The organism is Dactylosporangium sp. NPDC000244 (assembly GCF_040300725.1).
Classification (GTDB): domain Bacteria; phylum Actinomycetota; class Actinomycetes; order Mycobacteriales; family Micromonosporaceae; genus Dactylosporangium.
In genome coordinates this window covers 1-26,275 of record NZ_JBEPEH010000021.1, presented here as the reverse complement: position 1 = coordinate 26,275, position 26,275 = coordinate 1, and the positions used below count along the sequence as shown (strand labels likewise).

Annotated in this window: 29 protein-coding genes; 13 read left to right on the top strand and 16 right to left on the bottom strand. The window is 73.5% G+C overall.

The features are described 5' to 3' along the window. Positions 1–36: 36 nt before the first annotated feature. The 9 genes from ABT369_RS28555 to ABT369_RS28515 form a co-directional block, all read right to left on the bottom strand. Positions 37–1,410: a glycoside hydrolase family 43 protein gene (locus ABT369_RS28555; RefSeq protein WP_350616485.1), complete on the bottom strand. Its 1,374-nt coding sequence runs from the start codon at positions 1,408–1,410 to the stop codon at positions 37–39. Positions 1,411–1,480: 70 nt separating this feature from the next. Then, positions 1,481–2,101: a bifunctional 4-hydroxy-2-oxoglutarate aldolase/2-dehydro-3-deoxy-phosphogluconate aldolase gene (gene eda, locus ABT369_RS28550; RefSeq protein ID WP_350616483.1), complete on the bottom strand. Its 621-nt coding sequence runs from the start codon at positions 2,099–2,101 to the stop codon at positions 1,481–1,483. Beyond that, entirely contained in the window at positions 2,098–3,378 is a 1,281-nt protein-coding gene (locus ABT369_RS28545) for an FGGY-family carbohydrate kinase (protein WP_350616481.1), read from the bottom strand. Before ABT369_RS28545 ends, eda begins: the two co-directional genes overlap by 4 nt. Further along, on the bottom strand, positions 3,375–4,337 hold the full coding sequence (locus ABT369_RS28540) for a 1-phosphofructokinase family hexose kinase (protein WP_350616479.1): 963 nt from the start codon (positions 4,335–4,337) through the stop codon (positions 3,375–3,377). Before ABT369_RS28540 ends, ABT369_RS28545 begins: the two co-directional genes overlap by 4 nt. Then, a complete protein-coding gene (locus ABT369_RS28535; RefSeq protein WP_350616478.1) occupies positions 4,337–5,323 on the bottom strand; it encodes a sugar phosphate isomerase/epimerase family protein in 987 nt (328 codons plus the stop codon). The genes ABT369_RS28540 and ABT369_RS28535 overlap by 1 nt, the downstream gene beginning before the upstream one ends. A 17-nt stretch (positions 5,324–5,340) precedes the next feature. Continuing rightward, positions 5,341–6,381 (bottom strand): ABC transporter permease, encoded by a 1,041-nt coding sequence (locus ABT369_RS28530; RefSeq protein WP_350616476.1) that lies wholly within the window; start codon positions 6,379–6,381, stop codon positions 5,341–5,343. 2 nt (positions 6,382–6,383) lie between these two features. Further along, positions 6,384–7,925 (bottom strand): sugar ABC transporter ATP-binding protein, encoded by a 1,542-nt coding sequence (locus ABT369_RS28525; protein ID WP_350616474.1) that lies wholly within the window; start codon positions 7,923–7,925, stop codon positions 6,384–6,386. 41 nt (positions 7,926–7,966) lie between these two features. Beyond that, a complete protein-coding gene (locus ABT369_RS28520; RefSeq protein WP_350616473.1) occupies positions 7,967–9,031 on the bottom strand; it encodes a sugar ABC transporter substrate-binding protein in 1,065 nt (354 codons plus the stop codon). Positions 9,032–9,069: 38 nt separating this feature from the next. Next, a complete protein-coding gene (locus ABT369_RS28515; protein ID WP_350616472.1) occupies positions 9,070–9,837 on the bottom strand; it encodes a DeoR/GlpR family DNA-binding transcription regulator in 768 nt (255 codons plus the stop codon). A gap of 265 nt (positions 9,838–10,102) precedes the next feature. On the opposite strand from ABT369_RS28515, the gene ABT369_RS28510 reads away from it, so the two are divergent. From ABT369_RS28510 to ABT369_RS28470, 9 genes are read left to right on the top strand one after another with little or no spacing between them, the layout of a single operon-like run. Beyond that, positions 10,103–10,690, top strand: coding sequence for a glucose-6-phosphate isomerase family protein (locus tag ABT369_RS28510; RefSeq protein WP_350616470.1), 588 nt, complete (start codon positions 10,103–10,105; stop codon positions 10,688–10,690). Continuing rightward, positions 10,677–11,360, top strand: coding sequence for a deoxyribose-phosphate aldolase (gene deoC, locus ABT369_RS28505; RefSeq protein WP_350616468.1), 684 nt, complete (start codon positions 10,677–10,679; stop codon positions 11,358–11,360). Before ABT369_RS28510 ends, deoC begins: the two co-directional genes overlap by 14 nt. Beyond that, complete coding sequence (locus ABT369_RS28500) at positions 11,360–12,310, top strand: hypothetical protein (protein WP_350616467.1); 951 nt, start codon at positions 11,360–11,362, stop codon at positions 12,308–12,310. The genes deoC and ABT369_RS28500 overlap by 1 nt, the downstream gene beginning before the upstream one ends. Further along, positions 12,307–13,101, top strand: a complete 795-nt coding sequence (locus ABT369_RS28495; RefSeq protein ID WP_350616466.1) for an MBL fold metallo-hydrolase — start codon at positions 12,307–12,309, stop codon at positions 13,099–13,101. The genes ABT369_RS28500 and ABT369_RS28495 overlap by 4 nt, the downstream gene beginning before the upstream one ends. Before the next feature lie 20 nt (positions 13,102–13,121). Further along, positions 13,122–13,967, top strand: a complete 846-nt coding sequence (locus ABT369_RS28490; protein WP_350616464.1) for an SIS domain-containing protein — start codon at positions 13,122–13,124, stop codon at positions 13,965–13,967. Then, positions 13,964–15,418 carry a xylulokinase gene (locus ABT369_RS28485; RefSeq protein ID WP_350616463.1) on the top strand — a complete coding sequence of 485 codons (1,455 nt, stop codon included), beginning with the start codon at positions 13,964–13,966 and terminating at the stop codon, positions 15,416–15,418. Before ABT369_RS28490 ends, ABT369_RS28485 begins: the two co-directional genes overlap by 4 nt. Positions 15,419–15,436: 18 nt before the next feature. Continuing rightward, entirely contained in the window at positions 15,437–16,291 is an 855-nt protein-coding gene (locus ABT369_RS28480; protein ID WP_350616462.1) for a class II fructose-bisphosphate aldolase, read from the top strand. Then, on the top strand, positions 16,288–17,193 hold the full coding sequence (locus tag ABT369_RS28475; RefSeq protein ID WP_350616460.1) for an NAD(P)-dependent oxidoreductase: 906 nt from the start codon (positions 16,288–16,290) through the stop codon (positions 17,191–17,193). The genes ABT369_RS28480 and ABT369_RS28475 overlap by 4 nt, the downstream gene beginning before the upstream one ends. Positions 17,194–17,208: 15 nt before the next feature. Next, positions 17,209–17,364 (top strand): zinc-binding dehydrogenase, encoded by a 156-nt coding sequence (locus ABT369_RS28470; protein ID WP_350616459.1) that lies wholly within the window; start codon positions 17,209–17,211, stop codon positions 17,362–17,364. Between the two features lie 44 nt (positions 17,365–17,408). Here ABT369_RS28470 and ABT369_RS28465 read toward each other — a convergent pair whose 3' ends face one another. Next, the gene (locus ABT369_RS28465; protein ID WP_350616457.1) at positions 17,409–18,041 is read right to left on the bottom strand and encodes a DUF4360 domain-containing protein; all 633 of its coding nucleotides are present in this window, start codon (positions 18,039–18,041) and stop codon (positions 17,409–17,411) included. A gap of 183 nt (positions 18,042–18,224) precedes the next feature. Here ABT369_RS28465 and ABT369_RS28460 point away from each other — a divergent pair, with 183 nt between their 5' ends. Together ABT369_RS28460 and ABT369_RS28455 are read left to right on the top strand one after the other, a co-directional pair. Then, positions 18,225–18,614 (top strand): nuclear transport factor 2 family protein, encoded by a 390-nt coding sequence (locus ABT369_RS28460; RefSeq protein WP_350616456.1) that lies wholly within the window; start codon positions 18,225–18,227, stop codon positions 18,612–18,614. Between the two features lie 259 nt (positions 18,615–18,873). Next, positions 18,874–19,137, top strand: coding sequence for a hypothetical protein (locus ABT369_RS28455; protein WP_350616454.1), 264 nt, complete (start codon positions 18,874–18,876; stop codon positions 19,135–19,137). A gap of 88 nt (positions 19,138–19,225) precedes the next feature. Here the strand turns inward: ABT369_RS28455 and ABT369_RS28450 are convergent, their stop codons facing one another. The 3 genes from ABT369_RS28450 to ABT369_RS28440 all read right to left on the bottom strand — a co-directional run bounded on the left by ABT369_RS28450 (position 19,226) and on the right by ABT369_RS28440 (position 22,350). Further along, a complete protein-coding gene (locus ABT369_RS28450; protein WP_350616453.1) occupies positions 19,226–20,671 on the bottom strand; it encodes an RICIN domain-containing protein in 1,446 nt (481 codons plus the stop codon). Positions 20,672–20,761: 90 nt separating this feature from the next. Beyond that, on the bottom strand, positions 20,762–21,859 hold the full coding sequence (locus ABT369_RS28445; protein ID WP_350616452.1) for a LacI family DNA-binding transcriptional regulator: 1,098 nt from the start codon (positions 21,857–21,859) through the stop codon (positions 20,762–20,764). A 35-nt stretch (positions 21,860–21,894) separates the two neighbouring features. Then, positions 21,895–22,350: an SRPBCC family protein gene (locus ABT369_RS28440; RefSeq protein WP_350616451.1), complete on the bottom strand. Its 456-nt coding sequence runs from the start codon at positions 22,348–22,350 to the stop codon at positions 21,895–21,897. A 53-nt stretch (positions 22,351–22,403) separates the two neighbouring features. Between ABT369_RS28440 and ABT369_RS28435 the strand changes: the two genes are divergently transcribed. Then, positions 22,404–22,907 carry a hypothetical protein gene (locus ABT369_RS28435; RefSeq protein WP_350616449.1) on the top strand — a complete coding sequence of 168 codons (504 nt, stop codon included), beginning with the start codon at positions 22,404–22,406 and terminating at the stop codon, positions 22,905–22,907. A gap of 10 nt (positions 22,908–22,917) precedes the next feature. Here ABT369_RS28435 and ABT369_RS28430 read toward each other — a convergent pair whose 3' ends face one another. The 3 genes from ABT369_RS28430 to ABT369_RS28420 form a co-directional block, all read right to left on the bottom strand. Continuing rightward, positions 22,918–23,646 carry a hypothetical protein gene (locus ABT369_RS28430; RefSeq protein WP_350616446.1) on the bottom strand — a complete coding sequence of 243 codons (729 nt, stop codon included), beginning with the start codon at positions 23,644–23,646 and terminating at the stop codon, positions 22,918–22,920. Positions 23,647–23,818: 172 nt separating this feature from the next. Continuing rightward, the gene (locus ABT369_RS28425) at positions 23,819–24,712 is read right to left on the bottom strand and encodes an ROK family protein (RefSeq protein ID WP_350616444.1); all 894 of its coding nucleotides are present in this window, start codon (positions 24,710–24,712) and stop codon (positions 23,819–23,821) included. Next, positions 24,709–25,362: an N-acetylmannosamine-6-phosphate 2-epimerase gene (locus ABT369_RS28420; protein ID WP_350616443.1), complete on the bottom strand. Its 654-nt coding sequence runs from the start codon at positions 25,360–25,362 to the stop codon at positions 24,709–24,711. The genes ABT369_RS28425 and ABT369_RS28420 overlap by 4 nt, the downstream gene beginning before the upstream one ends. A gap of 47 nt (positions 25,363–25,409) precedes the next feature. On the opposite strand from ABT369_RS28420, the gene ABT369_RS28415 reads away from it, so the two are divergent. After that, on the top strand, positions 25,410–26,147 hold the full coding sequence (locus ABT369_RS28415; RefSeq protein WP_350616442.1) for a GntR family transcriptional regulator: 738 nt from the start codon (positions 25,410–25,412) through the stop codon (positions 26,145–26,147). Positions 26,148–26,275 lie beyond the last annotated feature (128 nt).

Genomic DNA, 26,275 nt, shown 5'->3' with positions numbered 1-26,275 from the left:
TTGAGGGAACTCTGAGGTTTGTCGGACCGGACCCGATCAAGAGCCGATGCGGAAGGTCGCGTCCTGTTTGTCCGTGGTCGCGGAGCTGCTCGTGATCGGGTCGATGCGCAGCACGTAGTTCGAGTGGCGCAGGTAGCGCTCCGGGAAGTTGTACGAGCGGAACGAGGTCCACGAGGAGTCCGCGAAGCCCGCGGCCTTGTAGAAGGTGGCGTCGCCCTTGAAGGCGCTCGAGCCGTCGTTCGCCTGCAGTTGGATCGCGTAGTTGTAGTGGCGCAGGTACCGGTCCGGGTAGTTCACCGACCGGAACGACACCCCGGCGGAGTCGGCCAGGCCCGGCACCAGCGTCCACAGCTGGTCCTGGTACGGGTCGAACGGGTAGGCGTCGATGCGCCCGACGCTGTTGGCGTGGCGGATGTAGCGGTCCGGGAAGTTGTACGACTTCACGCGGTTCCACGCCGGGGCGCCCCACGTCGCGGTGAGGTTCGACAGCTCCGCCGACGTGATCGGCGTGATCCCGGGGTGCTTGGAGTTGAGCGGCTGGGTGTACGCGCGATCGTTGAGCAGGCTCCACGAGCCGCTCGCGACGTCGCTCGTCTGCCAGCAGAAGAAGCGGCCGTTCGGGCTCCAGGTGTCGCCCCACATGTACCAGGTGTTCGCCGTGTTCGACTTGACGATCTGGGGCGCCTCGACGCCGCGGCCCGGGCCGATGCCGGACGTGTAGACGCTGAAGCTGCCCGGGTTCAGGCTGCTCGAGCGGGTGCCGAGCAGGGTGCTGTTCGTGTTGTTCTTGAAGTACATGTAGTTGACCCCGTTGACGCTCACGAAGTCGCCGTCGATGGCGTCGTAGCCGGGGTCGAAGAACGTCTGCGGGCTCGACGCGGTCACGAAGTCGCTGGTGTAGTTCACCATCAGCACGTTGTGGCCGCCGGTCACCGCGGAGTAGACGACCGCGTACTGCCCGCGGCCGGCGTCCCAGTAGGCCTCGGGCGCCCACGCGTGCGTGGCGAGGGAGTGCACCTTCAGCAGCCGGTACCCGGTGAACGTGCGCAGGTCGGCGGAGTCCCAGACGTGGATGTACTGACTCTGGTAGTTCCAGTCCGTGCCGTTGAGATCGGTGGCCAGCACGACGAATCCGCCCGTCTGCTTGCGCAGGATGAACGGGTCGCGCAGGCCCTTGCTGCCCAGCGTCGGCGTGACGACCGGGTTGTTCTGGTTCAGCGGGGTCCAGTTCAGCCCGTCGGGGCTCACGGCCAGGTGCAGGCCGTAGTTCGCGGCGGACATCGTGGGGGACTCGGTGAAGTAGGCCATGGCGTAGCCGGCGTAGGTGGCGGCGAACGCGGATCCGGGACGCAACAGGGCGCCGCCGGCGACGGCGGCGCCCGCGGCGGACAGCAGGGTGCGACGCTTCAAGAGGTCACCTCGGAGGCTTGTGATCGCTAACAATCGGCGGGATGCCAGCGGGTGACACGGATGTTATCGCTCACATAGATGATGTCAAGTGCACCGCCTCGGCGGCCAGCCGCGTGACCGCCGCGAAGTCGCCGGCCGCGATGGCCGCCCGCGGCACCATCCAGCTCCCGCCGACCGCGAGCACGGACGGCAGCCGCAGATAGTCCAGCGCGTTCGAGGCGTCGATGCCGCCGGTCGGCACGAAACGTACGTTCGCGAACGGTGCCGCGAGCGCCGCCACCGCCTTCGCGCCGCCCGACGTGCCCGCGGGGAAGAACTTCACCACGTCGACGCCGAGCTCGAGCGCCGCCATGATCTCGGTGGCCGTGGTGGCCCCGGGGAGCGCGGGCACGCCGTGGAACCGGCACCGGGTCACCACCGCGGCGCTGAGGCCGGGGGAGACCACGAACGACGCGCCCGCATCGACGGCGGCGTCGACCTGCGCGGGGGTCGTGACCGTGCCGGCCCCGACCGTCACCCCGCCGTGCTTGCTCATGCGGGCGATCGCCTCGGCGGCCGCCTCGGTGCGGAACGTGACCTCGGCGACCGGCAGGCCGCCGGCGACCAGGGCGTCCGCGAGGGGCGCGGCGGCGGCCGGGTCGTCGAGCACGACGACGGGGACGATGCGGTTGGCACCCAGGAACGTGCTCACGCGGGTGAAGTCCTTCCGGAACAGCCGAGCTCGGCCAGGGCGGCCACGCCGAGGACGGTGGCCTCGGGCTCGGTGACGAAGTGGAGATGGCGGGTCGTGGCGTCCTGCCGGAGCCGGCGCCAGGGTTCCCAGCCGGCGGCGACGCCCGCGACGGTCACGTCCGCGATGCGGGTGCCGCCGAGCGCGCCGAGCCGGGTGGTGACCGCGTCGGCCTCGACCGCCAGGCCCTTGAGGAGGGCGGCCATGGCCTGTCCGCGGGTGACGTCCATGGGCAGGTCGGGCGGGCGCACCGTGCGCGCGTCGGCGTCGATGCCCGCCGGGGCGACGGAGTCCAGCGCCGCGGCGACCTCGGACCACATGAGGTCGTCGGGCTGCCCGTCGTACAGCATCCGCCGCCACGCCTGGTAGAAGCGGCCGGACGGGGTGGCGCGGTGGACGTACCGCAGACCCGTCACGAACACGCCCACGTCGATCCCGGCGTCGACCCGCTCGGGCAGCGCGTCGACGAGCAGCAGCTGCGCCTCCGAGGTGCCCGCGGAGACGTAGACGTCGCCGGGCTTGCGCACGCCGGCGCCGAACGCGCCGCACATGTGGTCGTGGCCGCCGGTCACCACCGGGACGCCCGCGGGCAGGACCCCGGCGCCGGAGGTGAGCCCGACGACGGTGGCGCTGCCGACGAGCGCGGGAAGCCGCAGTGCGCCGAGCCCGAGCGAGGGCAGCGCGCCCTCGTCCAGGGTGCCGGCCCGCACGTCGAGCAGGCCGGTGCGCGACGCGTGCGAGATGTTCAGGAACACCGGCGCGGCCGGGTCCGCGAGCAGGTCACGGGCGACGAAGTCGGCGAGCGAGGTGAACGTGCGCGCGGCCCCGAGCAGCCCGGCGCGCTGCAGCCAGAGCAGCTTGAACACGGAGAACGTGTCGTCGACGCCGGCCCAGTCCGGGCCCGCGTGCGGCTTGGCCTCGCGGCCGTGCCCGGCGAACCAGGCCGGCACCGGCGAGGTGACCGCGCCGTCGGCGTCGAGGAGCACGACCTCCTCGCCGACCGAGCCGACCGCGATGCCGGCGATGGCCTCGGGCCGGACCGCCGGGTCGGCGAGGAGCCGCGTGAGCAGGCCGGCGACGGCTGCGGTGAGCCGACCGGCGTCGCGCCGGCCGCCCCACTGGTCGTCGTCGGCCTCGGTCGGCGCGGAGTACAGGGCGACGAGGGTCCGGTTCGCGGCGTCGTAGCAGCCGACCTTCGTCCGTGTGGTGCCGATGTCCACACCCAGGAACAACCTCATGCCGGGCCTACCGTCACGCGCTCGCGCAGCTCGGCGACCAGGGCCGGGTCCACGTCGGGGGCCAGCGACGCGGCGTTGGCCGCGCCCATCGCCGCCGCGAGGGCCATGGCCGCCGCGGGCTTCTCGCCGCGGCCCAGCGCCACCGCGAGCCCGGCCAGGAACGAGTCGCCGGAGCCGGTGGCGTTGACCGTGTCGACGACCGGGCTGTCCGCGACGAGCCGCGAGCCGTCGCCGACCCAGACGGCGCCGTGCGCGCCGTTGGTGACGACGAAGGTCGCGCCGGTCTCGGCGTGCAGGGCGTCCACCGCGGCGAGCAGGTCGGCCGGGTCGGACAGGTCGCGGCCGAGGATGCCGGCCAGCTCGTGCGCGTTGGGCTTGACGACCAGCGTGCCGTTGCCGATCCCGTTGAGCCGCGCGTCGTCGATGACCCGCGCGAGGGCGTCGCCGTGCGCGTCGACCAGCGCGGTCGCGCCGTGGCGCAGGGCCAGGCGGGCGACCGTCGCGTGCAGGTCGGGCGCACACCCGGGCGGGAGGCTGCCCGTGGACACGACCACGTCGCGGAGCCGGACGACGGCGGTCAGACCCGCGGCGAGCTGGTCCTGCTCGTCGGCGGTGACCTGCGGGCCGCGCTCGTTGAGCACCGTCGAGCGCCCGGTGGACCGCTCGATGACGACCGGCGTGACGCGGGTTTCGCCGGCGATCTCGATGTGCCGGTCGGCGACCCCCATCTCCTCGCAGCCGCGGCGGATGACCTGGCCGACGAAGCCGCCGACGAAGCCGTGGGCGGCGACCGTGGCGCCGAGGCGGCGAGCGCCCCGGCACACGATCATGCCCTTGCCGCCCGGGAGGCTGCGCACGTCGGCGACGCGGTTGACCTCGAACGGGGTGAAGTGCTCGACGACCTGGAGCCGGTCCAGGGCCGGGTTGGGGCAGACGACGTGGAGGGTGAACCCGGCCACTAGTCGCCGTCGATCTGGTACAGCGCGAACAACTCCTCGTCGGAGGCCCCCAGGACCTCCTCCTCGCGCTCGCGGAAGGTCTCGGCGGTCACCCGCACGAGCTCGTCGAGGCGCTCGGCCTGCGGCGGCAGGTTCATCGCCGCGTACGGGTTCCCGCCCGCGCCCAGCGGCTCGGCCGAGCAGTAGTTGTCGCCGCGCTGGTAGCCGATCGCGTACAGGGCCATGATGATCACGTCGAGGTCGAGCAGGCCGTGCCCGAGCGCGCGCCGGTTGGTGTCGGCCAGGTGCAGGTTGAGCATGCGCCGGCCGTGGTCCAGCAGCGTCGCGCCGATGTGCAGCTCGCCGCTCAGCATGTGGTAAGTGTCGCCGTTGAGGTGCGAGATCGCCGGGTGGTCGACGAGGTCGAGCAGCCGCAGCGCCTGCTCGAAGGTGTGCACGACGCTGGTCTCCTCGGGCCGGATCGGCTCGACGGCCCCGCGGATGCCGGCCCGGGCGAAGTCCTCGGCGACGTGGCGCATGGTGGCCGCGGAGCGCTCCAGCTCGTAGGAGTCGAACGCGACCGGGCGGCCGACCGAGCCGGCCCCGAAGAGCAGGTAGCTGCCGCCGACGGCCTGGGTGAACGCGGCCTGGCGGCGGAAGTACTCGACCGCGCGGGCGCGCACGTGCGGCTTGTTGTGCGCGAACTCCTGCTCCGGGGTGACCATGCCGCAGATGCCCGACACCGTGATGCCGTGCTCGCCCAGGGTCTTGAGGGTCTCGTCGGGCTTGTAGCCGAAGTCCTCGGAGTAGAGGTTGCCGTGCAGCTCGATGTACCGCACGCCGTGCTTCGCGAGCCGCTCGGCCGACACCCCGAGTTCCTCGGTGCCGAAGCCCCAGTTGCTCCAGCCGAACTTCAGGCGCGGCTCCTCGGCGGTGTGCGCGCGGCGGGCCTCGACGAACGCCTTGACGACACGCTGGTCATGAACACGGAACGGTTGGGGCTTCATGGCTATCAGTACCTTTCTCAGCGACCGGAGAGGAAGCGGGAGCGCAGCGCGGACGGGCTCAGGTGGCGCAGGTTGCCCTGGCGGCCCTGGTCGAACAGCGCGGCCAGGACGATGACCAGGCCGATGCTGAGCTGCTGCAGGAAGGGGGAGAGGGCGAGCAGGATGAACGCGTTGCGCAGGACGCCGAGCAGGCAGGCGCCCAGGAACGCGCCGATGATGGAGCCGCGCCCGCCGGAGAGGCTCGCGCCGCCGATGACCGCGGCCGCGATGACGTCGAGCTCGTAGCCGGTGCCCGCCTGCGCCTCGGCGACGCCGACCTGCGTGGAGAAGATGATGCCGGCCAGCCCGGCGAGCACGCCGATGAGCACGAACGTGAGGATGCGGGTGCGCCCGACCGGGATGCCGCCGGTGCGCGCCGCGGCGTCGTTGTCGCCGATCGCGGTGACCCGCAGGCCGAAGATCGTGCGGGTGAGCAGCAGCTGGCCCAGGATCACCAGGACGATGAAGATGATGACGCTGACCGGGATGCCGCCGAACACCCGGCCCTGCCCGATGAAGGACAGCTGCGGGGGCATCGACTGGGGCAGGCCGCCGGTGACGAGCTGGGTCAGGCCGCGGGCGATGGACAGCATGCCCAGCGTCACGATGAACGAGCTGACCCGGCCGAGGACCACGACGGTGCCGACGGCCAGGCCGCAGGCCGCGCCGACGGCGATGCCCGCGAGCATCGCGATCCACGGGTTCGCTCCGCTGCCGTAGACCGAGCCGGCGGTGACCGCGGACAGCGCCAGCACCGAGCCGACCGACAGGTCGATCTCCTTGGCGATGAGGATGTACGTCTGGCCGACGGCGATGACGCCGACCACGACGACGGTCTGCAGCACGTTGTAGAGGTTGTCGGCGCGCAGGAAGTTGCTGTTGATGAGGCTCACGACGAAGCCGAGCAGGATGATCACGCCGAGCAGGCCGGTCTCCTGCCGCTTGAAGACCGCGCGGGCGACGTCCTTCGCGGAGCGCGTGCGCTCCGGGGCCGGGGCGGTGACGGTGGGAGCAGACATGATCATCCTTCGGTCGATCCCATGGCGGCGGCCACGATGGGCTGCGGTCCTGCGGTGTTGGGGGCGTCGAGGGTCAGCCGGCCCTGGCGGACCACCACGACGCGGTCGGCGAGCTCGACGACCTCCTCGAGCTCGGAGGAGATGAACCAGACGGCGAGGCCCTCGGTGTGCGCGAGCTCGCGCAGGGTCGCGTAGATCTCCGCCTTGGTGCCGACGTCGACGCCCCGGGTCGGCTCGTCGAGGATCAGCACCCGCGGCTTCGCGGCCAGGGCCCGGGCCAGCAGGACCTTCTGCTGGTTGCCACCCGACAGCGAGGTGATCGGGGCCTCGGTGGAGGCGGTCTTCACCCCGAAGCGCCGGGTCAGCTCGCGGGCCGCGTCGTTGGTGCGCCGGGCCGAGACCCAGCCGAGCGGCCCGAGCGTCGACAGGATGCGGACGGTCAGGTTGTAGCCGACCGTCTGGGCGTGGAAGACCTCGGTGCGCCGCTCCTCGGCGACGTAGGCGATGCCGAGCTTCTGGGCGGCGCCGGGGCCGGAGATGCGCACCGGGCGGCCGCCGACCAGCACCCGGCCGGCGGTGGTGCGCCGCACCCCGATGACCGCCTCGGCGATCTCGGTGCGCCCCGCGCCGACCAGGCCGGACATGCCGAGGATCTCGCCGCGGCGCAGGGTGAAGCTGACGTCGTCGAAGCCCTCGCCGGACAGCCCGCGCAGCTCCAGGGCGATCTCGGCGTCGTCGGCGTGCGCGACGGCCTCGCGGCGCTCGGCCACCGTCTCGGCGACCACGGCCCGCTTGCGCTCGCCGGCCATGAGCGCCACGGCCCGCGGCTCGTCGATCTCGACCGGGTCGCCGGCCGCGACGAACGTGCCGTCGCGCAGCACGATGACGTGGTCGACGATGGAGAACACCTCGGCGAGGCGGTGGCTGACGAGCACCACCGCGACGCCGTCGGCCCGCAGCCGGCGCACGACGCTGAAGAGCCGCTCCGACTCCTCGTGGGTGAGGCTGGAGTTGGGCTCGTCGAGGAAGAGCACCTTCGGCTGCCGGGACAGGGCCCGCACGATGTCGACCATCTGCCGGGAGGCGGCGGACAGGTCGCGGCACAGCGTCGAGGGGTCCGGCAGGTAGCCGGTCATGTCCAGGCGGCGCAGCAGCTCGCGGGCCCGGGCGACGTTCTCGCCCCGGCGGGCGGCCGCGTAGGCCGGCCGCTCGCCGAGGTCGTAGAGGAAGAGGTTGTCGGCGATGGTGAGCTCGCTGATGAGCAGCGGCTCCTGGTGCACGACGACGACGCCGGCGGCGATCGCCTCCAGCGGTGAACCGAAGCTCACGTCCTGCCCGGCGAGGGTGAGCGTCCCGCGGTCGGGGCGCATCTCACCGGAGCAGAGCCGGATGAGGGTGGACTTGCCGGCGCCGTTCTCGCCGAGCAGCCCGGTGACCTGCCCGGCCGGGAAGGCCAGGGACACGTCCCGCAGGGCCCGCACGGGGCCGAACGACTTCGCCAGGCCGGCGACCGCGAGGGCCGCCGGCGTCGCAGTGTTCGTCATGCTCGCCACAAACTTCCGAAGAGAATCCGAAGTGGAACCGGTCAGGATGCGCCCGGGGTGCCCAGCGGCAAGGAGGACGGGTCGTGCTGGGCCAGGTTCTCCTTGGTCACGAACGGGGCTTCGGCCTCCTGGGCGACCTGGTCCGGGTTCTTGCCGGTGACGACCGCGTTGTAGAGCTGGATGGCCACGTTGTAGCCCTGGCCGAACGCGTCCTGGCCGATCACGCCGTACATCGAGCCGTTCTTGATCGCCTCGATGTTCTCGGTGGTGATGTCGAAGCCGATCACCTTCACGCTGCTCTGCTTGTTGGCCGCGGCCACGGCCTGCGCGGCGCCGAACGGGCCGCCGGCGGTGGCGTAGATGCCGACCAGGTCCGAAGTGGACTGCAGGTAGTTCTGCGCGGCGGTGAAGGTGTTGGAGGCCGAGTCCTTGGCCTCCACGCCCTGCCCGACCAGGGTCAGGCTGGAGCCCTGCAGGCCGTCGACGAAGCCCTTGCGGCGCTGCTCGGAGCCGGGCGCGGTGAACTGACTGACGATGATGCCGACCTTGCCGGCCTTGCCGCCGGTCGCCTTGATCATCTCCTTGGCCGCGGTCTGGCCGGCCTTGTACTGCTCCTGCGCGTAGTTCACCGTGCCGCCCGACGAGCCGACGCAGTCGAACAGCGTGTTGTAGGCGCCGAGCTTGTCGCCCTTGGCCGAGAGCGTCTTGATGTCGGCGCAGTTGCCCTCGCCGGCGATGAAGAAGCCGATGCCCTTGTACCCCTGCGCGTCGGCGCCCTTGATCGCGCTCGACACCGTCTGCACGTCGATGTTGTCCCCGGCGACGATCCAGTCGACCTTGCCGTTGCGGGACGACAGCACGCGGTTGGCGTAGTCCGCGCCGGACTTCACCGACACCCAGTACGGGTTGTTGGCGAAGCCGATCATCGCGACCTTGACCTGGCTGCTCGGCTTCTGGTCGGTCGGCGAGGGCCGGCCGTTGATCAGGTCGGACGGGCCGGAGGCGGCCTTGTCGTCGCCGCCTCCGCAGGCGGCGGCGAGCATCGCGACCGCCACCAGCACGGTCGTGCCGCGGGTGAACGACCGGATCCCGGTGCGTAGCTTCATGTGGTCCTCCAAGGGGGGTGTGTGCGCCGTGCGGTGTTTCAGCCGTTGGCGAGGCGGATCTCGGTGCCCAGGGCCCGGATCTCCTCGGCGGCGGTGGGGTCGAGACCGGGGTCGGTCACGACCAGGTCGATGTCCTTGACCGAGCCGTAGCGGCAGGCGGCCCGAAGGCCGAACTTGGTGTGGTCGGTGAGCAGCACCGACCTCTGCGCGGAGGCGAGGATGGCCGCCTTGACGGCCGCCTCCGCGGGGTCCATCGTCGAGAGCCCCCACGCCAGGTCGACGGCGTTGGCGCCGACGAACGCGACGTCGAAGCGGAGCGCGGCCAGGCGCTCCAGGGCCCAGGTGTCGACCTCGGCGTAGCTGGCCGGGCGCACCCGGCCGCCGATCGTCATCACCGTGGAGTGCCCGAGGTCGGTCAGGGCCAGCGCGATCTGCAGGGCGTTGGTGACGATGAGCAGGTCGCCACGGTCCGGCAGCAGATCGGCGAGGTGGCCCGTGGTCGAGCCGGCCTCGATGAAGATGGCCCCGAAGGGCGGGATCTCCTCGGCCGCGGCCCGGGCGATGGCGAGCTTCTCCTCGCGCCGCTCGGCCATCCGGCTGGAGACGCGCCCCTCGACCGTGAGCGTGCCGCGGGCCACGGCGCCGCCGTGCACCCGATCCAGCTCGCCCGCGGCCTCCAGGGCCGTCAGGTCGCGGCGGATGGTCTCGGCGTTGACCGAGAAGCGGGCCGACAGCTCGGCTGCCTGCACGCGTCCGCCGATGCGGACGAGCTCGACGATCTCGCGCCGCCGGTCACTGGCCTGCATGTGTGCTGTCACCCCCACCGCTGATGTGGACTCCCACACGACTTGTGGAGCCACACTACATCCGGGCCGGAAGTTGTCAACGCAAGATTTGCGGATCGTTACAGACGAGTGTCGACGGGTCTTGCCTTTGCGCCCGAATTGACCGCTTAATGACCGGGCATCCGCTTCCAAATCGGGAAGTTCGCTACATGGATGCCATGAGGGCGTGACAGGTTCTTGTAAGTTTGCTACAAACAATGGGACCACAGCACGACGGAGGAGCACGGTGAGCGAACCGCTGAGCGGCCCCGAGCTGGTCGTCACGCCCACGGGGCTGACGAACCGCACGGGGCGGTACGAGAAGAGGCTGGCCGACCTCGACGGCCTCTTCGCCGACGCCGGGGCGTTCGCCGCCCGCCTGGCCCAGGAGGCCGACCGGGTCATCTACCACGTCGACGAGTTCCGCCCGTCCGAGGCGGCCGGCGACCTCATCACCGGCATCTCGACGCTCTCGCCGGGCAAGGTCGGCGACGAGTTCCACATGACGCGCGGCCACATCCACGCCAAGCACGACCGCGCCGAGATCTACCACTGCCTGGCCGGGCACGGCCTCATGCTGATGGAGACGCTCGACGGGCAGACCGTCGTCACCGAGCTGCGCCCGGGCGTCATCGCCTACGTCCCGCCCGTGCACATCCACCGCAGCGTGAACGTGGGCGACACCGACCTGGTGACCGTGTTCTGCTACCCGGCCGACGCCGGGCAGGACTACGGCATCATCGCGCGCGCCGGCGGCATGCGGCACCTGGCCGTCGGCGGAACCGGGGCCGAGCCCTGGCGCCTGGAGGAGAACCCGAACTATGTCGCTCGATGACCTGACCGGCCACGCGCTCGCCCGCATGGTCGACATCAGCGCGGTGCAGGCCCAGCACGGCCGCGCCGACGTGGAGGAACTGGCCCGGCACGCCCTCGAGGGCGACTTCGTGGCCGCGCACGTGCTGCCGTCCTGGCTGCCGGTGCTGCGCCCGCTGCTCGAGGGCTCGGCCACCAACGCCGGCTCGCCGGTGGGCTTCCCCTCCGGCGGCTCGGCCACCGCGGTCAAGGTCGCCGAGGCCCGGTGGCTGCTGGAGCACGGCGTGCAGGAGATGGACGTCGTCATGAACATCGGGCTGGTCCGCTCCGGCGAGCTCGCGGCGGCCACCGAGGACGTCGCGGCGGTCCTGGCGGCCGTCGACGGCGCCGTCCCGGTCAAGGTGATCCTCGAGGTCGGCCTGCTCGACGAGGACCAGGTGCGCGCCGCCGCCCAGGCCGCCGTCGACGCCGGCGCCACCTCCCTCAAGACCGGCACCGGCTGGCAGGGCGTGGCCACGACCCCGCGGCACGTCGAGCTCATCCGCGCGGTCGCCGGCTCCGGCCGCGAGATCAAGGCCTCGGGCGGTGTGCGCTCCCTGGACCAGATCCGCGCGCTCATGGCCGCCGGCGCCACCCGCTTCGGCATCAACACCGCTGTCGCCGTCCGGCTCGTGGCCGAGGCCGGCGCCTGATGCCCACCGTGCTCACGCCGGCCACGCTGGCCCCCGCCACCGCGCCGACCATGTACTTCATCGGCGTCACGACCGGCTCCTCCGCCATCCACCGCGTCTTCGCCGCCTGGCGCCCGCTGCTCGGCCTCGACGGCGTCGAGCTGACCGGCATCGACATCCCCGTCGGCGCGCCGGCCGCCGACTACCGCGCGGTCGTCGCCCACCTGCGCGACGACCCGCTGTCCCGCGGCGCCCTGGTCACCACCCACAAGCTCGACCTCTACGCCGCCACCCAGGACCAGCTGCGCGGCGTCAACGGCGACGCCGCGCGGCTGCACGAAGTCAGCGCCCTCGTCGCCGGCGACGGCGTCATCGAGGGGCTGGCGCTGGACACCATCACCAGCGAGCTGTCGCTGCACGCGATCGTTCCCGTGCTCGCCGGGCGCGACGTGCTGGTGATGGGCTCGGGCGGGGCCGCCCTCGCGCTGTGCGACTACTTCGCGCACCGCGCGGGCGCCAACGCTCCGGCCCGGGTCGTCGTCACCGACATCGCCGAGGACCGCCTGGCCGCCATCGCGAAGGCGACCGCCGCCGGCGACCCGGGCATCGCGTGGCAGACCCGGCTGCTGGCCCGCGGCGACACCCACGACGCGCTGCTGGCCGGGCTCGGCCCCGGCGCGCTCGTGGTCAACGCGACGGGCATGGGCAAGGACCGGCCGGGCTCCCCGCTCACCGACGCCGCCGTGTTCCCGCACGGCGGGGCGGTGTGGGAGTTCAACTACCGCGGCGAGCTCGGGTTCCTGCGCCAGGCGCGGGCCCGCGCGGCCGCCGACGCGCTCACGGTCGAGGACGGGTGGCGGTACTTCGTGCACGGCTGGACGCGCGCCGTCGACGCCGTGTTCGGCCTGAACCTGCCGACGGAAGGCCCCGGGTTCGACCGGCTCTACGACGCCGCCCAGGCGGTCCGATGACGCTGCCGGCGCGCTGGCTCGGCCAGGCGGGATTCGTGTTCACCGCGGGCGCGGCGAACCTCGCCGTGGACCCGTACCTCTCGGACTCCCTGGCCGAGAAGTACGCCGGCCGCCTGTTCCCGCACACCCGCCTGCGCCCGGCCCCGCTCGCCCCGCGGGAGCTCCCGCCGCTCGTCGCCGTCGCCTGCACCCACGCGCACACCGACCACATGGACCCGGGCACCCTCGCACCGCTGCTGGCCGCGCAGCCCCGCACCCGCCTGGTCTGCCCGCGCGCCGTCGTCGGCGAGGCCCTGCGCCGCAGCGGCGCGCCCGCGTCCCGGGTCGACCCGCTGCGCGCCGGCGAGGAGGCCGGGTTCGGCCCGTTCACCCTCAGCGCGGTGCCCTCCGCGCACGAGGAGCGCGCCTTCGACGAGCGCGGCGACGACCGGTACCTCGGCTACGTCATCGACGCCGCCGGCACCCGCGTGTACCACTCCGGCGACTGCGCCCCCTGGGACGGCCTGCCCGAGTGGCTCGCCCGGATGGCGATCGACGTGGCACTGCTGCCGGTCAACGGCCGCGACGCCTACCGCCGCGACAACGGCGTGCCGGGCAACTTCACCTTCGACGAGGCCGTCCGGCTGTGCGCCGCCGCCGGGATCGGCACCCTCGTCCCACATCATTGGGGCATGTTCGCTTTCAACACCGCCGACCCGGCCGGGTTCGACCTCGGCCTCGCCGAGCGCCTCGGCGTCACCGTCCAGCTCCCGTCGCACGGCGAGACGATGATCCTGCGAGGCCGCCGATGAGCGTCGCCATGGGTGGACCCGTGCTGGAACGCATCAGCCGCAGCCTCGACCAGCTGCGCCGCTCCGAGCGCAAGGTCGCCGACGTCGTGCTGGCCGACCCGCGCCGCGTGGTGCCGATGACGCTGGCCGAGCTGGCCGAGCTGGCGGAGGTCAGCCAGCCCACGATCGTGCGCTTCGCCAACGCGATCGGCTGCGACGGGTTCCACGACTTCCGCATCCAGCTCGCGCAGAGCGTCGCGCTCGGCGTGCCCGCGACCCAGTCGGTCATCGAGGCCCAGGACGACACCGCCACCACCGTCGGCAAGATCTTCGACTTCTCCATCACCTCGCTCGACCACGTGCGCCGCCACCTCGACCTCGACGCGATCGCGCGGGCCGTGGACACCCTCGCGTCCTGCTCGCACATCGTGTTCATCGGGCTCGGCGCGTCCGGGATCGTGGCCATGGACGCCGAGCAGAAGTTCCCGCTCTTCGGCGTGCCGTGCTCGGCCCCGATCGACACGCACCAGCAGTTCCTGGCCGCCTCGACCAGCCGGCCCGGCACCGCGTTCGTGGCCATCTCCAACACCGGGCGCACCGTGTCCATCCTCGACACCGTGCGCGTCGCGCGGGAGCGGGGCGCCACCGTCATCGGCATCACCGGCGGCCCGTCCCCGCTGGCCGAGCTGTCCAACATCGCGCTGGTGGTCGAGTCGCTGGACAACACCGACGTCTACACGCCGACCATCTCGCGCCTGGCCCAGCTCGTGGTCGTCGACACGCTGGCCACCATGGTGCTGCTGCGCCGCGAGGAGCCGGCCCTGGAGGACATCCGCACCATGAAGTCGCGGCTGTCCCGGATGCGATCGGGGATGCCGCGCTCATGACCGACGTCGTACTCGCCTTCGACCTGGGCACCGGCGGTTGCAAGGCTGCCCTCGTCGACGCCGCCGCGCGCGTGCGCGCCACCGCGTTCGTCGCCTACCCGACCGCCTACCCGGCCCCGGGCCTGCACGAGCAGCGCCCCGCGGACTGGTGGGACGCCCTCGCCGCGGCGACCCGCGAGCTGCCGCTGGGCGAGCACCGGGTCCGGGCCGTCTCGCTCTCCGGGCACAGCCTGGCGATGGTGCCGGTCGACGCCGGCGGCGCGCTGCTGCTCGAGTCCGTCCCGATCTGGTCGGACGTGCGGGGCAGCGAGGCCGCGCGGCGGGCGTTCCGGCACATTCCCGAGCGGGACTGGTACCGCCGCACCGGCAACGGCTTCCCGGCCGGCATGTACACCGTGTTCAAGGCGGCCGGGCTGCGCGAGGAGCCCCGGGTCGCCCGCATCCTCGGTAGCAAGGACTGGATCAACGCCCGGCTCACCGGCGTCGAGGCGACGGATCCCAGCTACGCCTCGGGATCCGGCGCCTACGACCTGCTCACCCGCGCGCTGCGGCCGGACGTGTTCGAGACCCTCGGCGTGCCCGCGCACTGGTGGCCCCGGATCGTCGCGTCGAGCGCGGTCATCGGCGAGGTGACCCCGGCCGCGGCGGAGCGGACGGGCATCCCGGCCGGCGTCCCCGTCGTGGCCGGCGGCGTCGACAACTCCTGCATGGCCCTGGGCGCCGGCCTGGACCGCCCCGGCGCCGCGTACCTCTCGCTCGGCTCGTCCAACTGGGTCACCGTCGCCGGCGCCGAGCCGGTCCTCGACGACGTGCAGCGCCCGTTCGTCTTCGACCACGTGCTGCCGGGCCTCTACGTGTCGGCCCTGTCCACCTTCGGCGGCGGCAGCAGCCTCACCTGGCTGGCCGGCCTGCTCGGGCGCGACGGCGACCTCGACGCGCTGCTGGCCGAGGCGGCCGCGATCCCCGCCGGCGCCGGCGGGCTCACGTGCGTGCCGACGCTTGCCGGCGGTACCGTCGCGGAAGGCGGCCCCGGCGTGCGCGGCGCGTTCCTCGGGCTCGACCTCGCCCACACCCACGGCCACCTCGCGCGCGCGGTGGTGGAGGGCATCGGCTTCAGCCTCGCCGACGCCGCCGCGACCATGCTGCCCGGGCCGTCCCGCGCGCCGATCACCGCGGTCGGCGGCGGGGCCCGCGGCACCCTCATGCTCCAGGTCCTCGCCGACCTGCTCGAGCGGCCCGTCACCCGCCCCGCCGACGCCCAGCACTGCGCGGCCCTCGGCGCGGCGGCCCTGGGCTGGCTCGGCATCGGCGCCTGGGATTCCACCGAACCCTTGCACACCAGCGGTTCCGGCGCCGAGACGGTGTCACCCGGAGCCGACGGCTACGCCCTTGCCCGGGCCCGCTTCCACGCCGCCCGAGCGGCCGTGCGAGCCCAGTCCGAAGTCACATAACGCTCTTGGAGTTCCCCCGTGCCCCTCGCTGACCCACGCCCCATCCTCGCCGCCGCCCGCACCAGCGGGTACGGTGTCGGCGCCTTCAACACCACCCTGCTCGAGCACGGCGAGGCCCTCGTCGCCGGCGCCGAGGCGGCCCAGGCGCCGCTCATCATGCAGATCAGCGAGAACGCGGTCCGCTACCACGGCTCCCTGCGCCCCCTGACCCAGGCCTGCCTGGCCCTCGCCGAGGCCGCGACGGTCCCGGTGGTCCTGCACCTCGACCACGCCGAGGACGTCGAGCTGGTCCGCGAGGCCGTCCGCCTCGGCTTCACCTCCGTCATGTACGACGGGTCCAAGCTCGACGACGCGCGCAACCGCGCCGTCACGCGCGAGGTCGTCGCCTTCTGCCACGCCGCCGGGGTCGCCGTCGAGGCCGAGCTGGGCGAGGTCGGCGGCAAGGACGGCGTGCACGCGCCCGGCGTGCGCACCGACCCCGGCGACGCCGAGCGCTTCGTCGCCGACACCGGCGTCGACTCCCTGGCCGTGGCCGTCGGCACCTCGCACGCCATGGCCACCCGCGACGCCGTCGTCGACCTGGAGCTGGTCGCGGCGATCGCGGCCCGGGTCGCCGTACCGCTCGTGCTGCACGGCTCCTCCGGCGTCGACGACGCGACCCTGGCCCGCGTGGTGACCTCCGGCATGACGAAGGTCAACATCGCCACCCACCTGAACAAGTGCTTCACGGCCGTGGTCCGCGACCGCCTGGAGTCGGACCCGTTGGTCATGGACGCGCGCAAGTACGTGGCGCCCGCCCGCGACGCCATGGCCGGCGAGGTCGCCCGCCTGATCCGCGTGCTCAACCCGCAGGCCCTGGGCGTGGCGGCATGAGGATCCTGGTCACGCCGCGCAGCATGTCCGCGGCCGGCTCGCCCGCGCTGGACCGGCTCACCGCCGCCGGCTACGAGATCGTCACCCCGGCCCCGGGCCGCCAGCCCACCACCGAGGAGCTGCTGGACGCGGTGCCCGGCGTCGTCGGCTGGGTCGCGGGCGTCGAGCCCATCGGCGCCGACGTCCTGGCCCGCGCCGACCGCCTGCGGGTCATCAGCCGCAACGGCGCCGGCAGCGACGCGATCGACGCGCGCGCGGCCGCCGACCGGGGCGTCCTCGTCCTCACCGCGCGCGGCGCCAACGCCCAGGGCGTGGCCGAGCTGGCCTTGGCCCTCACCCTGATGGGGCTGCGCGGCCTGCCCGAGGCCGCGGACGCCCTGCGCTCGGGCGCCTGGCGGCGCAGCACGGGCCGGGAGGCGGCCGGCCGCACGCTCGGCATCGTCGGCTACGGCGCCATCGGGCGCCGGCTCGCCGGCCTGGCCCGCGGCCTGGAGATGACGGTCGTGGCCCATGACCCGTTCGTGACGGCGGCGGACGTACCACTGCTGCCCCTGGACGAACTCCTGCGCACGAGCGAGGTCGTCTCCCTGCACGTGCCCCCGTCCCCGGACGGACCCCTGCTGGGCGCCCCGGAACTGGCGCTGCTGCGCGATGACGTGGTCCTGCTGAACACGGCCCGCTCGACGCTGGTCGACGAGGCCGCGCTGCTGGCCGAGCTGCGGTCGGGGCGGATCGCGTTCTACTCGGTGGACGCCTTCGACCGCGAGCCGCCGGCCCCCTCCGAGCTGCTGCGCGAGGCGCGCGTCCTGCCGACCCCGCACCTCGGCGCGGCCACGGCGGAGAGCTCCCGCCGCGCGGCCGAGGCCGCGGTGGACAACCTGCTGGCCGCGCTGGCCGCGTGATCGCCCGCAACGGCCGTGCTGGAGCGGATCGTGCGCAACGTCGAGGCCGGCGCCTACCGGCCGAACGTCGACCGGGTCTTCGGCCTCGACGACATCGCCACGGCCCACCGGTACATGGAGGAGAACCGGGCCGCCGGCAAGGTGGTCATGCGGCCAGGCGGCGCGTGCTGAGTGCGGCCACGGCACCCGGGCGGGTGCCGTGGCCGCCGCGGGTGTTACGGGCAGCGCTTCCAGGCGAGCTGGTACACGGTGCTGAAGCTGGCGTCCGTCGAGTCCATGCTCATGAAGCTCGTGGTCGTCCTGGGGTTGGAGCGGCCCGCGTTGACCCGCAGCTCGGTGTTGATGTTGAGGTTGCGCTGCTGGCCGCAGGGCTCGAAGACCAGGGCGGTCACCCCGACGGCGTCCTTGGTCTGCCAGTTGTCGTCCATCGGGCCGTTGAAGGGGTGGCTGGCCCGCGCGGTCTGCGCGTTGCCCTGGAAGTAGTAGCTCGCCACCGCCGTGCCGGTCGCGCCGCGCTCGAGGTGGGCGTAGCCGCGGTAGTCGGCCTCCGCGATGGCGTACGTGAAGCCCTGCGGGATGTGCACGTCGAGGGCGAGCTGGCAGTTCTTGCGGAAGTCGGTGGGCTTGGTCCCGACCCCGACCTGGGCCATGTACTCGCTGTAGGTGACCGTGAAGGCCTTCTTGTCGGGCGAGACGGCGACCGCGGCGCTGCCGACCGGGCAGCCGGAGCCGTTGGCGGTGACCACGCTGATGCTGACCTCGTTCGGCGGTGGCGGCGGCGTCGCGGCCGCGGCGGGCGCGGTGAGCGAGGACAGGAGCATGGCACCGGCGGTGACGGCGTGGAACATGAAACCCCCCGAAGATCCAAGCGCACTGAGTGCGTTGTCACCGTCACTCTATGGAGTCAAGGCGGCGAGGGTCGCGGGTCCGGCCTGGCCGCTCAGGTCGTTGTCGGGCGCTGCTCGACGGATCGCCCCCTCGTCCGTTCGGTCAGGGGCGTCCGGGTGAAGGGCCGGGTCTATGCTCGGCGCGTGATCAGCTTCCGGAGCGCGGTCGAGGCGCGCGATGCCGAGGCCATCGCCGCGACGCTGGCCGCCGGCGTGGTCTTCCACAGCCCCGTGGCCTTCCGGCCCTACGAGGGCAAGCCGATGGTCGCGGCGATCCTGCGCGGCGTGCTGCGCGTCTTCGAGGACTTCCGCTACGTCCGGGAGCTCGGGGGCGCCGGCGACCGGGACCACGCGCTGGTCTTCGAGGCCAGGATCGGCGACGTGGCCGTCGAGGGCTGCGACTTCCTGCACCTGGACGAGGACGGCCTGATCGACGACTTCACCGTCATGGTCCGCCCGCTGTCGGCCGCGCAGGCGTTGGCGGCCGCGATGGCCGCGCAGTTCGACCAGATCAAGCGCGAGGCCGCTGCCTAGGACGGCGCCTGATTCGGCAGTACCCCGGCGGCGGACGGCGGCTTCGATGTCGTGGACGGTGAACCCCGGCGAGTACCTGTTGTCCGACAGCGTCTGGTCTGGGCTCCTCGCCCTTGCTGCGGTTCCTGCGCGTCGAAGGCCACTACGGCGCGCTCGATCCGTACGGCGCCGAGGGGGCGCCCGGCCTGCGGGAGCTGGAACTCATCGACGTGACCGTCGCGTCGCTCGCGGCCCTGCGCGAGCTGCCCGCGCTCCGGGCGTGGTCGTGCCCAACGTCATGGCGACCGAGCCCTTGTCGCTCGAGCCGGTCGCCGCGCTGCCGGAGCTGGAGGAGCTGCGGGTCGGGCCGGTGCGGTCGGCGGCGCCGCTGGCCCGGGCGACGAACCTTCGCAGGGCCCACCTCGGCGCCGTGGCGGACGGTGACCTGCGGCCGTTGATCGGGCTGCCCGGGCACGTCGTGGTGGACGTCGGGCACGACGCGCAGCGGCGCGAGCTCCAGCGGGCGCGGCCGCCGCTGACGTGATGGGGCCGCGCGCCGGCGCCGAGATCATCGCCGGAGAAGGCATCGGCCGCCCCGCCGCGATGACGGGGCGGCCGCGGCCCGGGGCGGCTCACACGGCGGTGCGCGACCAGAGCTGGTTGTTGCCGCCGTTGCACGTGTACTGCGAGATGTCCACCCCGTCGCCGGTGCCCGAGCCGACGACGTCGAGGCACTTGCCGCTGTGCCGCGCGACGAGCTGGAAGGAGGCGCCGCTGGCCTGCCACTTCCACTGCTGGTTGGTGCTGCCGCTCGTGCAGGTGTACTGGATGACGTTCGCACCGTCGGCGCTCGACGCGCTCGCGACGTCCAGGCACTTGCCGCTGTAGGCGTTCACGACGCGGAAGTAGCCGCCGCCGGCGTCCTCGAAGGCCCACTGCTGGTTGCCGCCGCCGTTGTTCGAGTACTGCTTGACCTCCGCGCTGTTCGCGATCGAGGAGCCCACGACGTCCATCACCTTGCCGCTGTTGCGGTTCGCGACGCGGTAGTGGGTCAGGGTCGTGTTCCCGCCGCCGTCGAGTCCCCACGAGTAGCGCAGCTGGTCGCGGCCGGAGGCGCTCGTGGTCGACAGGCTCAGGCTGCTGCCGCTGCCGGAGATCTCTTGCAGACGGTAGGGATCGGCGATGCGCACGCCGGGCCAGTAGACGGTGCCGAGGCCCTCGGTGCGCGCCTCGGCCGCCGTCCCGCGGATGAAGGCCACGAAACTGTCCGAAGTGGATGGTGCGTCGTAGTTGCGGCCGTCGGTCATCGGAGCGCCGAACTCGGTGATGAGCGTGCGCGAGGCGTAGGGGCCGATGCTCGTGCGCAGGCTCTCCCGCCACGAGTCCTCGGTGAGGCGCCCGGTGTCGAAGAACTGGTAGGTGTGCCGGGAGATCAGCGTGCCGGAGAAGCGGCTGTCGTCCCCGATCGTCGTGATCCGCTGGTTGTACCCCGCCCCGCTGACGACGATCCGCCCGCGCGGCACCCCGGGGTAGTTCGACAGCCACTGGGCCGCGAGGTTCTTCCAGTCCGCGTCGCTGTAGCCGTGCGGCTCGTTCATCGGCTCGAAGTACACGTTGGCGTTGCCCTGGTATTTGGCGACGATCGTGCCCCACATCGACCAGAACTGGGTGAGGTTGTCGACCAGCCCGTCCCGCGAGTTGTCGGCCTCCCAGTAGCTCAGGATGACCCGCATCCCCTTGCTCGTGGCCTTGTCGACGGCGCCGGTGTAGGAGTTCCAGTAGGCGCCCGACACCGTCGGATAGTTCACCGGCATCCGTACGGTGTTGGCGCCGAGGTTGTTCTGGAAGCCCGTGAGGATCCGGTCCGCCTTCGTCTGCGTGGTCGCGTAGCTGTCGGACGTGCTCAGCCCGCCCAGCACCAGCGTGTCGTTGACGAAGTTGTCCCGCTGGTCGGCCCAGTTGACCCCGCGGAAGTCGCTCGTCGCGGCGTGCGCCGGCGTGGCGAGCGCCGCGAGGGAGCCGGCGGTGAGCAGGGCCGCCGCCAGGGTGGCGGTGAGCGAGCGGCGCCTCGTGTGCATGGGTTCACCCCTTCGTTCCATCGCTGTCGATGTCTGGATGACATCGCAATGGTGCGGGGGCGGCTCGCGCCACGAAGCGAACGCAGAAGGTCAGGAACGTTCAGAACCGAACATGCCCGGCCGCCGGACCAGCGACAGCGAGGAGTGCCGCACCACCAGTTCGGGCGCGACCAGCACGCGCTGGGAGGGCCGCCGGTCGCCGTCGAGGAGGCGGGACACCATGAGCTCGACGGCCAGCCGGCCGACGTGGTGCTTCGGCGGGCGCACCGCGGTCAGGGCGGGCTCGGCGAGGTGGGCGGCCTCGTCGTCGTACGACACCAGGGCCAGCTCGTCGGGGACCGCCACCCCGTGCTCGGCGCACCACCGGGCGACCGGCACCGCGTCGGGGTCGCTGTGCACGATCAGCGCGGTGACGCGCGCGCGGCGGCACTCCGCGAGGAGGTCGCGGACCCTGCCGGGCTGCTCGCGGGCGGTGAGCGCGACGACCATCGCGTCGGAGATGTCCAGGTCGGCGCAGGCGGCCCGCCACCCCTGCACCAGGTGCTCGGAGGTGGGGCTGCCGCGCGAGAGCACCAGCCCGATGTGCCGGTGGCCCTGCTGGTGCAGGTGGTGCACGGCGATCTCGGCGCCGAGCGCGTGGTCGCTGCGCACCCACTCCAGCTGCCGCGGCGTCGCCGTCCACCGGTGCGGCTGGCGCTCGACGAGGATCGCCGGCACCGGCAGCCGCCCGATCCAGCCGATCATCCCGGCGTCGAGGCTGGGCGCGAGCAGCAGCCCCTCGACCCGGTCGGCCTCGACGAGCCGGCCGATCTGCCGCCGGTCCTCGTCGGGGTCGTAGGAGGAGCCGCGCAGCCGCAGCGCGACCCCGAGCGCCGCGGCGGCCGCCCGCGCCCCGGCCACGATCGGCGGCCAGTAGAAGTCCAGCGAGGGCACGACGATGCCGATGGTGAACCGCTGGCCCTTCGACGGCCGGGGCGGGTCGAGGGCGGGGGCCTGGCCGGGCAGCGTGGCCCCGCCGTGCACGCGGGTGACGAGGTTGCGCTCGGCCAGGGCGGCGATGTCGCGGCGGATGGTGAGCTCGCTGACCCCGAGCTCGCGCGCCAGCGCGGCGACGCGCACCGATCCGGATCGGCGCAGCTCGCTGAGCAGCCGCTCGTGGCGCTGCACGCCGAACAGCCGATCCGCCATGGTGCCCGTTAACATAGATGGCGGATGATGCCTCGTCAACCGGCGTGTGAGCGCTCCCGCTGGACGAGCTCGGCGAGGCGGTCCAGCGACGCCCGCAGCTTGTCGGCCGTCGTCGCCCGCGCCCGCACGAGACGGTGCTCGTCGGTGAGGTCGGTCCAGTCGTACGTGTGCGTCACCCGCGTGTTCCCGTCGTCGACGGGCTCGAGCTCCCACCGCCACAGGTGCCCGGGCTGGGGCCGGCCCGGCTCGCTCGGCCGCCACGCGATGCGGCGCCCCTCGGTGAACTCGACCACGTGGTTCTCCCGGACGCCGCCGGTGGTGAGCGTCGTGGCGAAGACGTCGCCGACGGCCCGGACGCGCTGCCCGGCCGCCGCCTCCTGCAGGTTCTCGTTGCCGTCCCAGCGCGGCTGCTGCGCGGGATCGGCGATGAGCTCGAAGATGACGGCGGCGGGCGCGGCGATGTCACGGCCGGCGGAGACGACTCGGGTCATGCCACTCAGGCTAGCGGCCGGTACGGCAACGGCCGGGGGCCCGCGTCCGGCCCATGTCAGGCGGCGAGGTCCACCGGGCGGCGGTCGCGGCGCCCGGCACGAGCCCGGTCGTGCTCGCCGTGACCTTCGCCCTGCTCGCCGTCCCGGTCGCGGCCGGCGCGCTGCTCGGCGTGCGGGCCCGCACCAGCCCGGTCGGGCCGGCCCTGGCCTGGGTCGGCGCGGCCCCGGCGGCCGCCTTCTGGATGGAGGGGTGGGGCTCGTTCGGCGGCGGGGCATGGGTCTGGAACCTCGCCGGCTTCGTCGCGCTGTGCCTGGTCTTCCCGTCGGGCCTGCCGCCGGGCCGGCGCTGGCGGGTGGCGGCCCGGGGCACCCGGCCTGCGGCTGCGGCTGTGGCGGCCGGGCGCGGAGGCCACCGGCGGCGGCCGTGCCACCGGCGGCGGCCGTGCCGACGGCGGAGGCGGCGCCGATGGCGGAGGCGGCCCGGTGGTGCCGCTGCGCACCGCTACAGCGGCGACCGGCACCGCCGGGTGCTGGCCGTGCTGACCTACCTCAGCTAGCGCGTCACGCTCACCAGCCGCCGTCGAAGAAGGCGAGCAGGGCCGGCGCCGGGTCGTTCGCGGTGCCCGCGTTCGCGATGACGACCACGAGCGCCGCCAGCGCCGCCAGCGATGTGACCGCGGCGAGCACGCGGGTCGCAGCCGCCGGGCGCGCCCGCCACAGCGCCACCCCGGCGCCGACGAGCCCGATCGCGGCGAGCGCGGCGACGACGGCCATGGCCTCGTGGTACAGCCCGAAGTCCCCGACCATCGCCCGCAGCACCGGGCCGTGCTCGCCGCTCGCGAGCTGCCCGCGGATCTGTCCGAGCACCTCGGCGAGCGCCGCGTCCGGGGCGGTCTCGGTGAGCATCGGCAGCAGCGACGAGAACGGGGCGACGGCGCCCTGGATGTTGGCCATCACGGTCGCGAGCGCGAGCAGCCCGACGCCGGCGACGCCGATCGTGGCCCAGCGGTGGCCGGCGGCGAGGAGGCGGCGGCCGAGCAGCGCGAGCACGACGAGCAGCAGCGCGGCGAGGACGCCCTTGACGAGGTGGTACCGCAGCCAGAAGTCGACGACCCGCGTGAGCTGCGGGCCGCGCTCGCCGGTGTGCCAGTAGTCGACGAATCCGGCCCGGAGCCGGTCGGCGAGGTGGTCCGGGTCGGCGAGCGCCCGGTCCGACCCGATGGCCGCGACCGGCCCGGGCACGAGGAGGAAGGCGGCGACGAGCACGACGACGAGGGCGATCAGCTTGCGAGGCATGGCACCGAGCCTCGCTTTCCGCGCCCACGACGGCCATGGCGCTGGGGCGAGTCTGCGGGGTAACGCGGGCTATACAGTGCACGCCTTCCGGAGCGCGCGCTCAGCGGAGCGGGTGTGCCGCCGCTCCCGCGCGGACCGGGGCGCTGGCGTCGCCGGACGTGGTGGCGCGCGCTCAGAGGAGCGGGCGGGCCGCTCCCGCGAGGACCGCCGCCGGGCCGAGGGCGGGGGAGCGGACCGGGACGCCGGCGATGCCGGGCAGGGCCGCGGCCCGCAGGGCGTCGAGCACCGCGGCGCGGAACGGCTCGCCGAGGCCGAGCACGCCGCCGCCGAGGACGATCGCGTCCGGGTCGAGGAGGTTCGCGGCCGCCGCCAGGCCGTGGCCCAGGATCTCGGCGGCGAAGGCGATCGCGGGGCTGCCGGCGGGCACGTCCTCCAGGCGCGGGGCCGTGTCCAGGCCGGTCCGGCGCGCGTGGTCGGCGGCGATCGCCGGGCCGGCCGCGTACGCCTCGACGTGGTCGACGCCCCCGCAGCCGCAGCGGCGGCCGAGGGACGCGGTCGCCGGGAGGTGGCCGATGCTGCCGGCCAGGCCCAGCCGGCCGGTCAGCAGCGAGCCGCCGGCGACGAGCGCGCCGCCGATGCCCGTGCCCACGGCCACCACGAGCGCGGTGCCGGCCCCGGCCGCGGCGCCCCAGGCGGCCTCGGCGACGGCCATCGCGTGCACGTCGTTGCGGACGAGCACGGTGACGCCGAGGGCCTCGGTGAGCGCGGCGCGCACGTCGGTCCCGGTCCAGCCCGGCAGCGAGTCGGTCGCGTGCGAGATGCGGCCGTGCGGGTCGACGGCGCCGGCGGTGCCGACGCCGCAGCCGGCCACGGAAGCGTCGCCGACGACCCGGCGGCCGAGGTCCGCGGCGGCGCGCAGGACGGCGGCCGGGCCCTCGCGCGCGGGCGTGGGCACGCGGTGCAGGGGGCCGGTGGTGCCGTCGGCGTACACGAGCGCGGCGGCGATCTTCGTGCCGCCGATGTCGATGCCGAGCGCGGTGCTCGTCCCCGGCCGCGCCGGGTTCATCGCTGGGTGGCGGCGACCAGGCCGCGCGTCAGGGCGAGCGGGTCCGTGATCGCCGTACCGACGACGACCGCGAAGGCACCGAGGGCGAACGCGTGCCGCAGGTGCGCCGTGGTGGCGAGCCGGCCCTCGGCGACCGTGCGCACCCCGCTCGTGGCGAGGTCCGCCACGAGCGCGAGGTCCGGCTGCGTCCCCTGTGGACTGTCCGCGGTGTAGCCGGACAGCGTCGTCGCCACGAGCTCCGCGCCGGCCGCCCACGCCTCGAGCCCCTGCGCCTCGGTGGCGACGTCGGCCATGAGCGGGAGCCCGAGCCCGTGCACGCGGCGCACGAGCTCGGCCACGGGCAGGTCGCCGCGCCCGGTCGCCTCGGCGGCGATGACGTCGGCCCCGGCTGCGGCGAGGTCCTCGACGAGGGGCCAGTGGGGCGTGATGAGGTACCGATCCGGCGCCTTGACCTTGTGCAGCCCGATCACCGGCAGGTCGACGACGGCCTTGACGGCCCGCACGTCCCCGGGCGAGTTCACCCGGACGGCCACCGCCCCGCCGAGCGCCGCGCACTGCGCCAGCCGCGCGATCACGTCCGGCGTGCGCAGCGGATGGCCGTCGGGCGCCTGACACGACACCACGAGCCCGCCGGCGATCGCGTCCAGCATGCGGTACCTCCATAAATGGTCTAGTCCATTCACGCTAACATCATGCGGTGACCAAGCACGAGCGGCTCCACGCACATCTCGAAACGCTCATTCAGGGCGGGATTGGTCCAGACCAACGCTTACCGCCCGAGCGCGAGCTGGCCGAGGCGTTCGGCGTGAGCCGCATGACCGTCCGGCACGCACTGGATCGCCTGGAGCGGGAGCGCCGGGTGTACCGCGTGCAGGGCGCCGGCACCTTCGTGGCCCGCCCGCCGATCGCGAAGACGATCGAGCTGACGTCCTTCACCGAGGACATGCGCCGCCGAGGGCTCGTCCCCGGCTCGGTGCTGCGCGTCTTCGAGACCGTCGCGGCCGGCCCGGAGATCGGCTACGCCCTGTCGCTGAGCCCCGCGGACGAGGTCGTGCACGTGGAGCGGGTGCGGACGGCGGACGGCATCCCGATGTGCCTGGAGCACGCGTACCTCCCCGCCGCGCTGGTGCCGGGCCTCACGACGCTCGAGGGTTCGCTCTACTCGGAGCTGCACCGGCGGTACCGAATCCGGATCACGCACGCGGAACAGTCCATCCGCGCGACCGTCCTGGACCAGGAGGCGGCGGCCCGGCTCGACGCCCCGCCGTTCAGCCCGGCCCTGCTCGTGGAGCGCACCGCGTTCGACGAGCGCGACCGCCCCGTCGAGCGCGCGATGTCGACGTACCGCGGCGACCGCTACTCCTTCGAGATCGCCGTCACGACAGCGGCGGCCGGCTCTCCTGCGAGAGCCGGCCGCCGATCGGGGGGCGAGTAGCGTTCAGATGAGCCAGCGGTTGCGCTGGACGATGGGGAGCTTGGCCCAGCGCTTGCCGAGGCCCCAGGTCTGGCCGGCGTAGGCGGCGGCGAGGACGATCATCGCGATGGCGTAGACGACGTGGTAGT

Excerpts from the sequence above, each read along its gene's own strand:
- ABT369_RS28545 (WP_350616481.1), bottom strand. The coding sequence starts at position 3,378 with ATGAGGTTGTTCCTGGGTGTGGACATCGGCACCACACGGACGAAGGTC.
- ABT369_RS28535 (WP_350616478.1), bottom strand. The coding sequence starts at position 5,323 with ATGAAGCCCCAACCGTTCCGTGTTCATGACCAGCGTGTCGTCAAGGCG.
- ABT369_RS28530 (WP_350616476.1), bottom strand. The coding sequence starts at position 6,381 with ATGTCTGCTCCCACCGTCACCGCCCCGGCCCCGGAGCGCACGCGCTCC.
- ABT369_RS28525 (WP_350616474.1), bottom strand. The coding sequence starts at position 7,925 with ATGACGAACACTGCGACGCCGGCGGCCCTCGCGGTCGCCGGCCTGGCG.
- ABT369_RS28520 (WP_350616473.1), bottom strand. The coding sequence starts at position 9,031 with ATGAAGCTACGCACCGGGATCCGGTCGTTCACCCGCGGCACGACCGTG.
- ABT369_RS28515 (WP_350616472.1), bottom strand. The coding sequence starts at position 9,837 with ATGCAGGCCAGTGACCGGCGGCGCGAGATCGTCGAGCTCGTCCGCATC.
- deoC (WP_350616468.1), top strand. The coding sequence starts at position 10,677 with ATGTCGCTCGATGACCTGACCGGCCACGCGCTCGCCCGCATGGTCGAC.
- ABT369_RS28500 (WP_350616467.1), top strand. The coding sequence starts at position 11,360 with ATGCCCACCGTGCTCACGCCGGCCACGCTGGCCCCCGCCACCGCGCCG.
- ABT369_RS28495 (WP_350616466.1), top strand. The coding sequence starts at position 12,307 with ATGACGCTGCCGGCGCGCTGGCTCGGCCAGGCGGGATTCGTGTTCACC.
- ABT369_RS28485 (WP_350616463.1), top strand. The coding sequence starts at position 13,964 with ATGACCGACGTCGTACTCGCCTTCGACCTGGGCACCGGCGGTTGCAAG.
- ABT369_RS28475 (WP_350616460.1), top strand. The coding sequence starts at position 16,288 with ATGAGGATCCTGGTCACGCCGCGCAGCATGTCCGCGGCCGGCTCGCCC.
- ABT369_RS28465 (WP_350616457.1), bottom strand. The coding sequence starts at position 18,041 with ATGTTCCACGCCGTCACCGCCGGTGCCATGCTCCTGTCCTCGCTCACC.
- ABT369_RS28450 (WP_350616453.1), bottom strand. The coding sequence starts at position 20,671 with ATGCACACGAGGCGCCGCTCGCTCACCGCCACCCTGGCGGCGGCCCTG.
- ABT369_RS28445 (WP_350616452.1), bottom strand. The coding sequence starts at position 21,859 with ATGGCGGATCGGCTGTTCGGCGTGCAGCGCCACGAGCGGCTGCTCAGC.
- ABT369_RS28440 (WP_350616451.1), bottom strand. The coding sequence starts at position 22,350 with ATGACCCGAGTCGTCTCCGCCGGCCGTGACATCGCCGCGCCCGCCGCC.
- ABT369_RS28435 (WP_350616449.1), top strand. The coding sequence starts at position 22,404 with ATGTCAGGCGGCGAGGTCCACCGGGCGGCGGTCGCGGCGCCCGGCACG.
- ABT369_RS28430 (WP_350616446.1), bottom strand. The coding sequence starts at position 23,646 with ATGCCTCGCAAGCTGATCGCCCTCGTCGTCGTGCTCGTCGCCGCCTTC.
- ABT369_RS28425 (WP_350616444.1), bottom strand. The coding sequence starts at position 24,712 with ATGAACCCGGCGCGGCCGGGGACGAGCACCGCGCTCGGCATCGACATC.
- ABT369_RS28420 (WP_350616443.1), bottom strand. The coding sequence starts at position 25,362 with ATGCTGGACGCGATCGCCGGCGGGCTCGTGGTGTCGTGTCAGGCGCCC.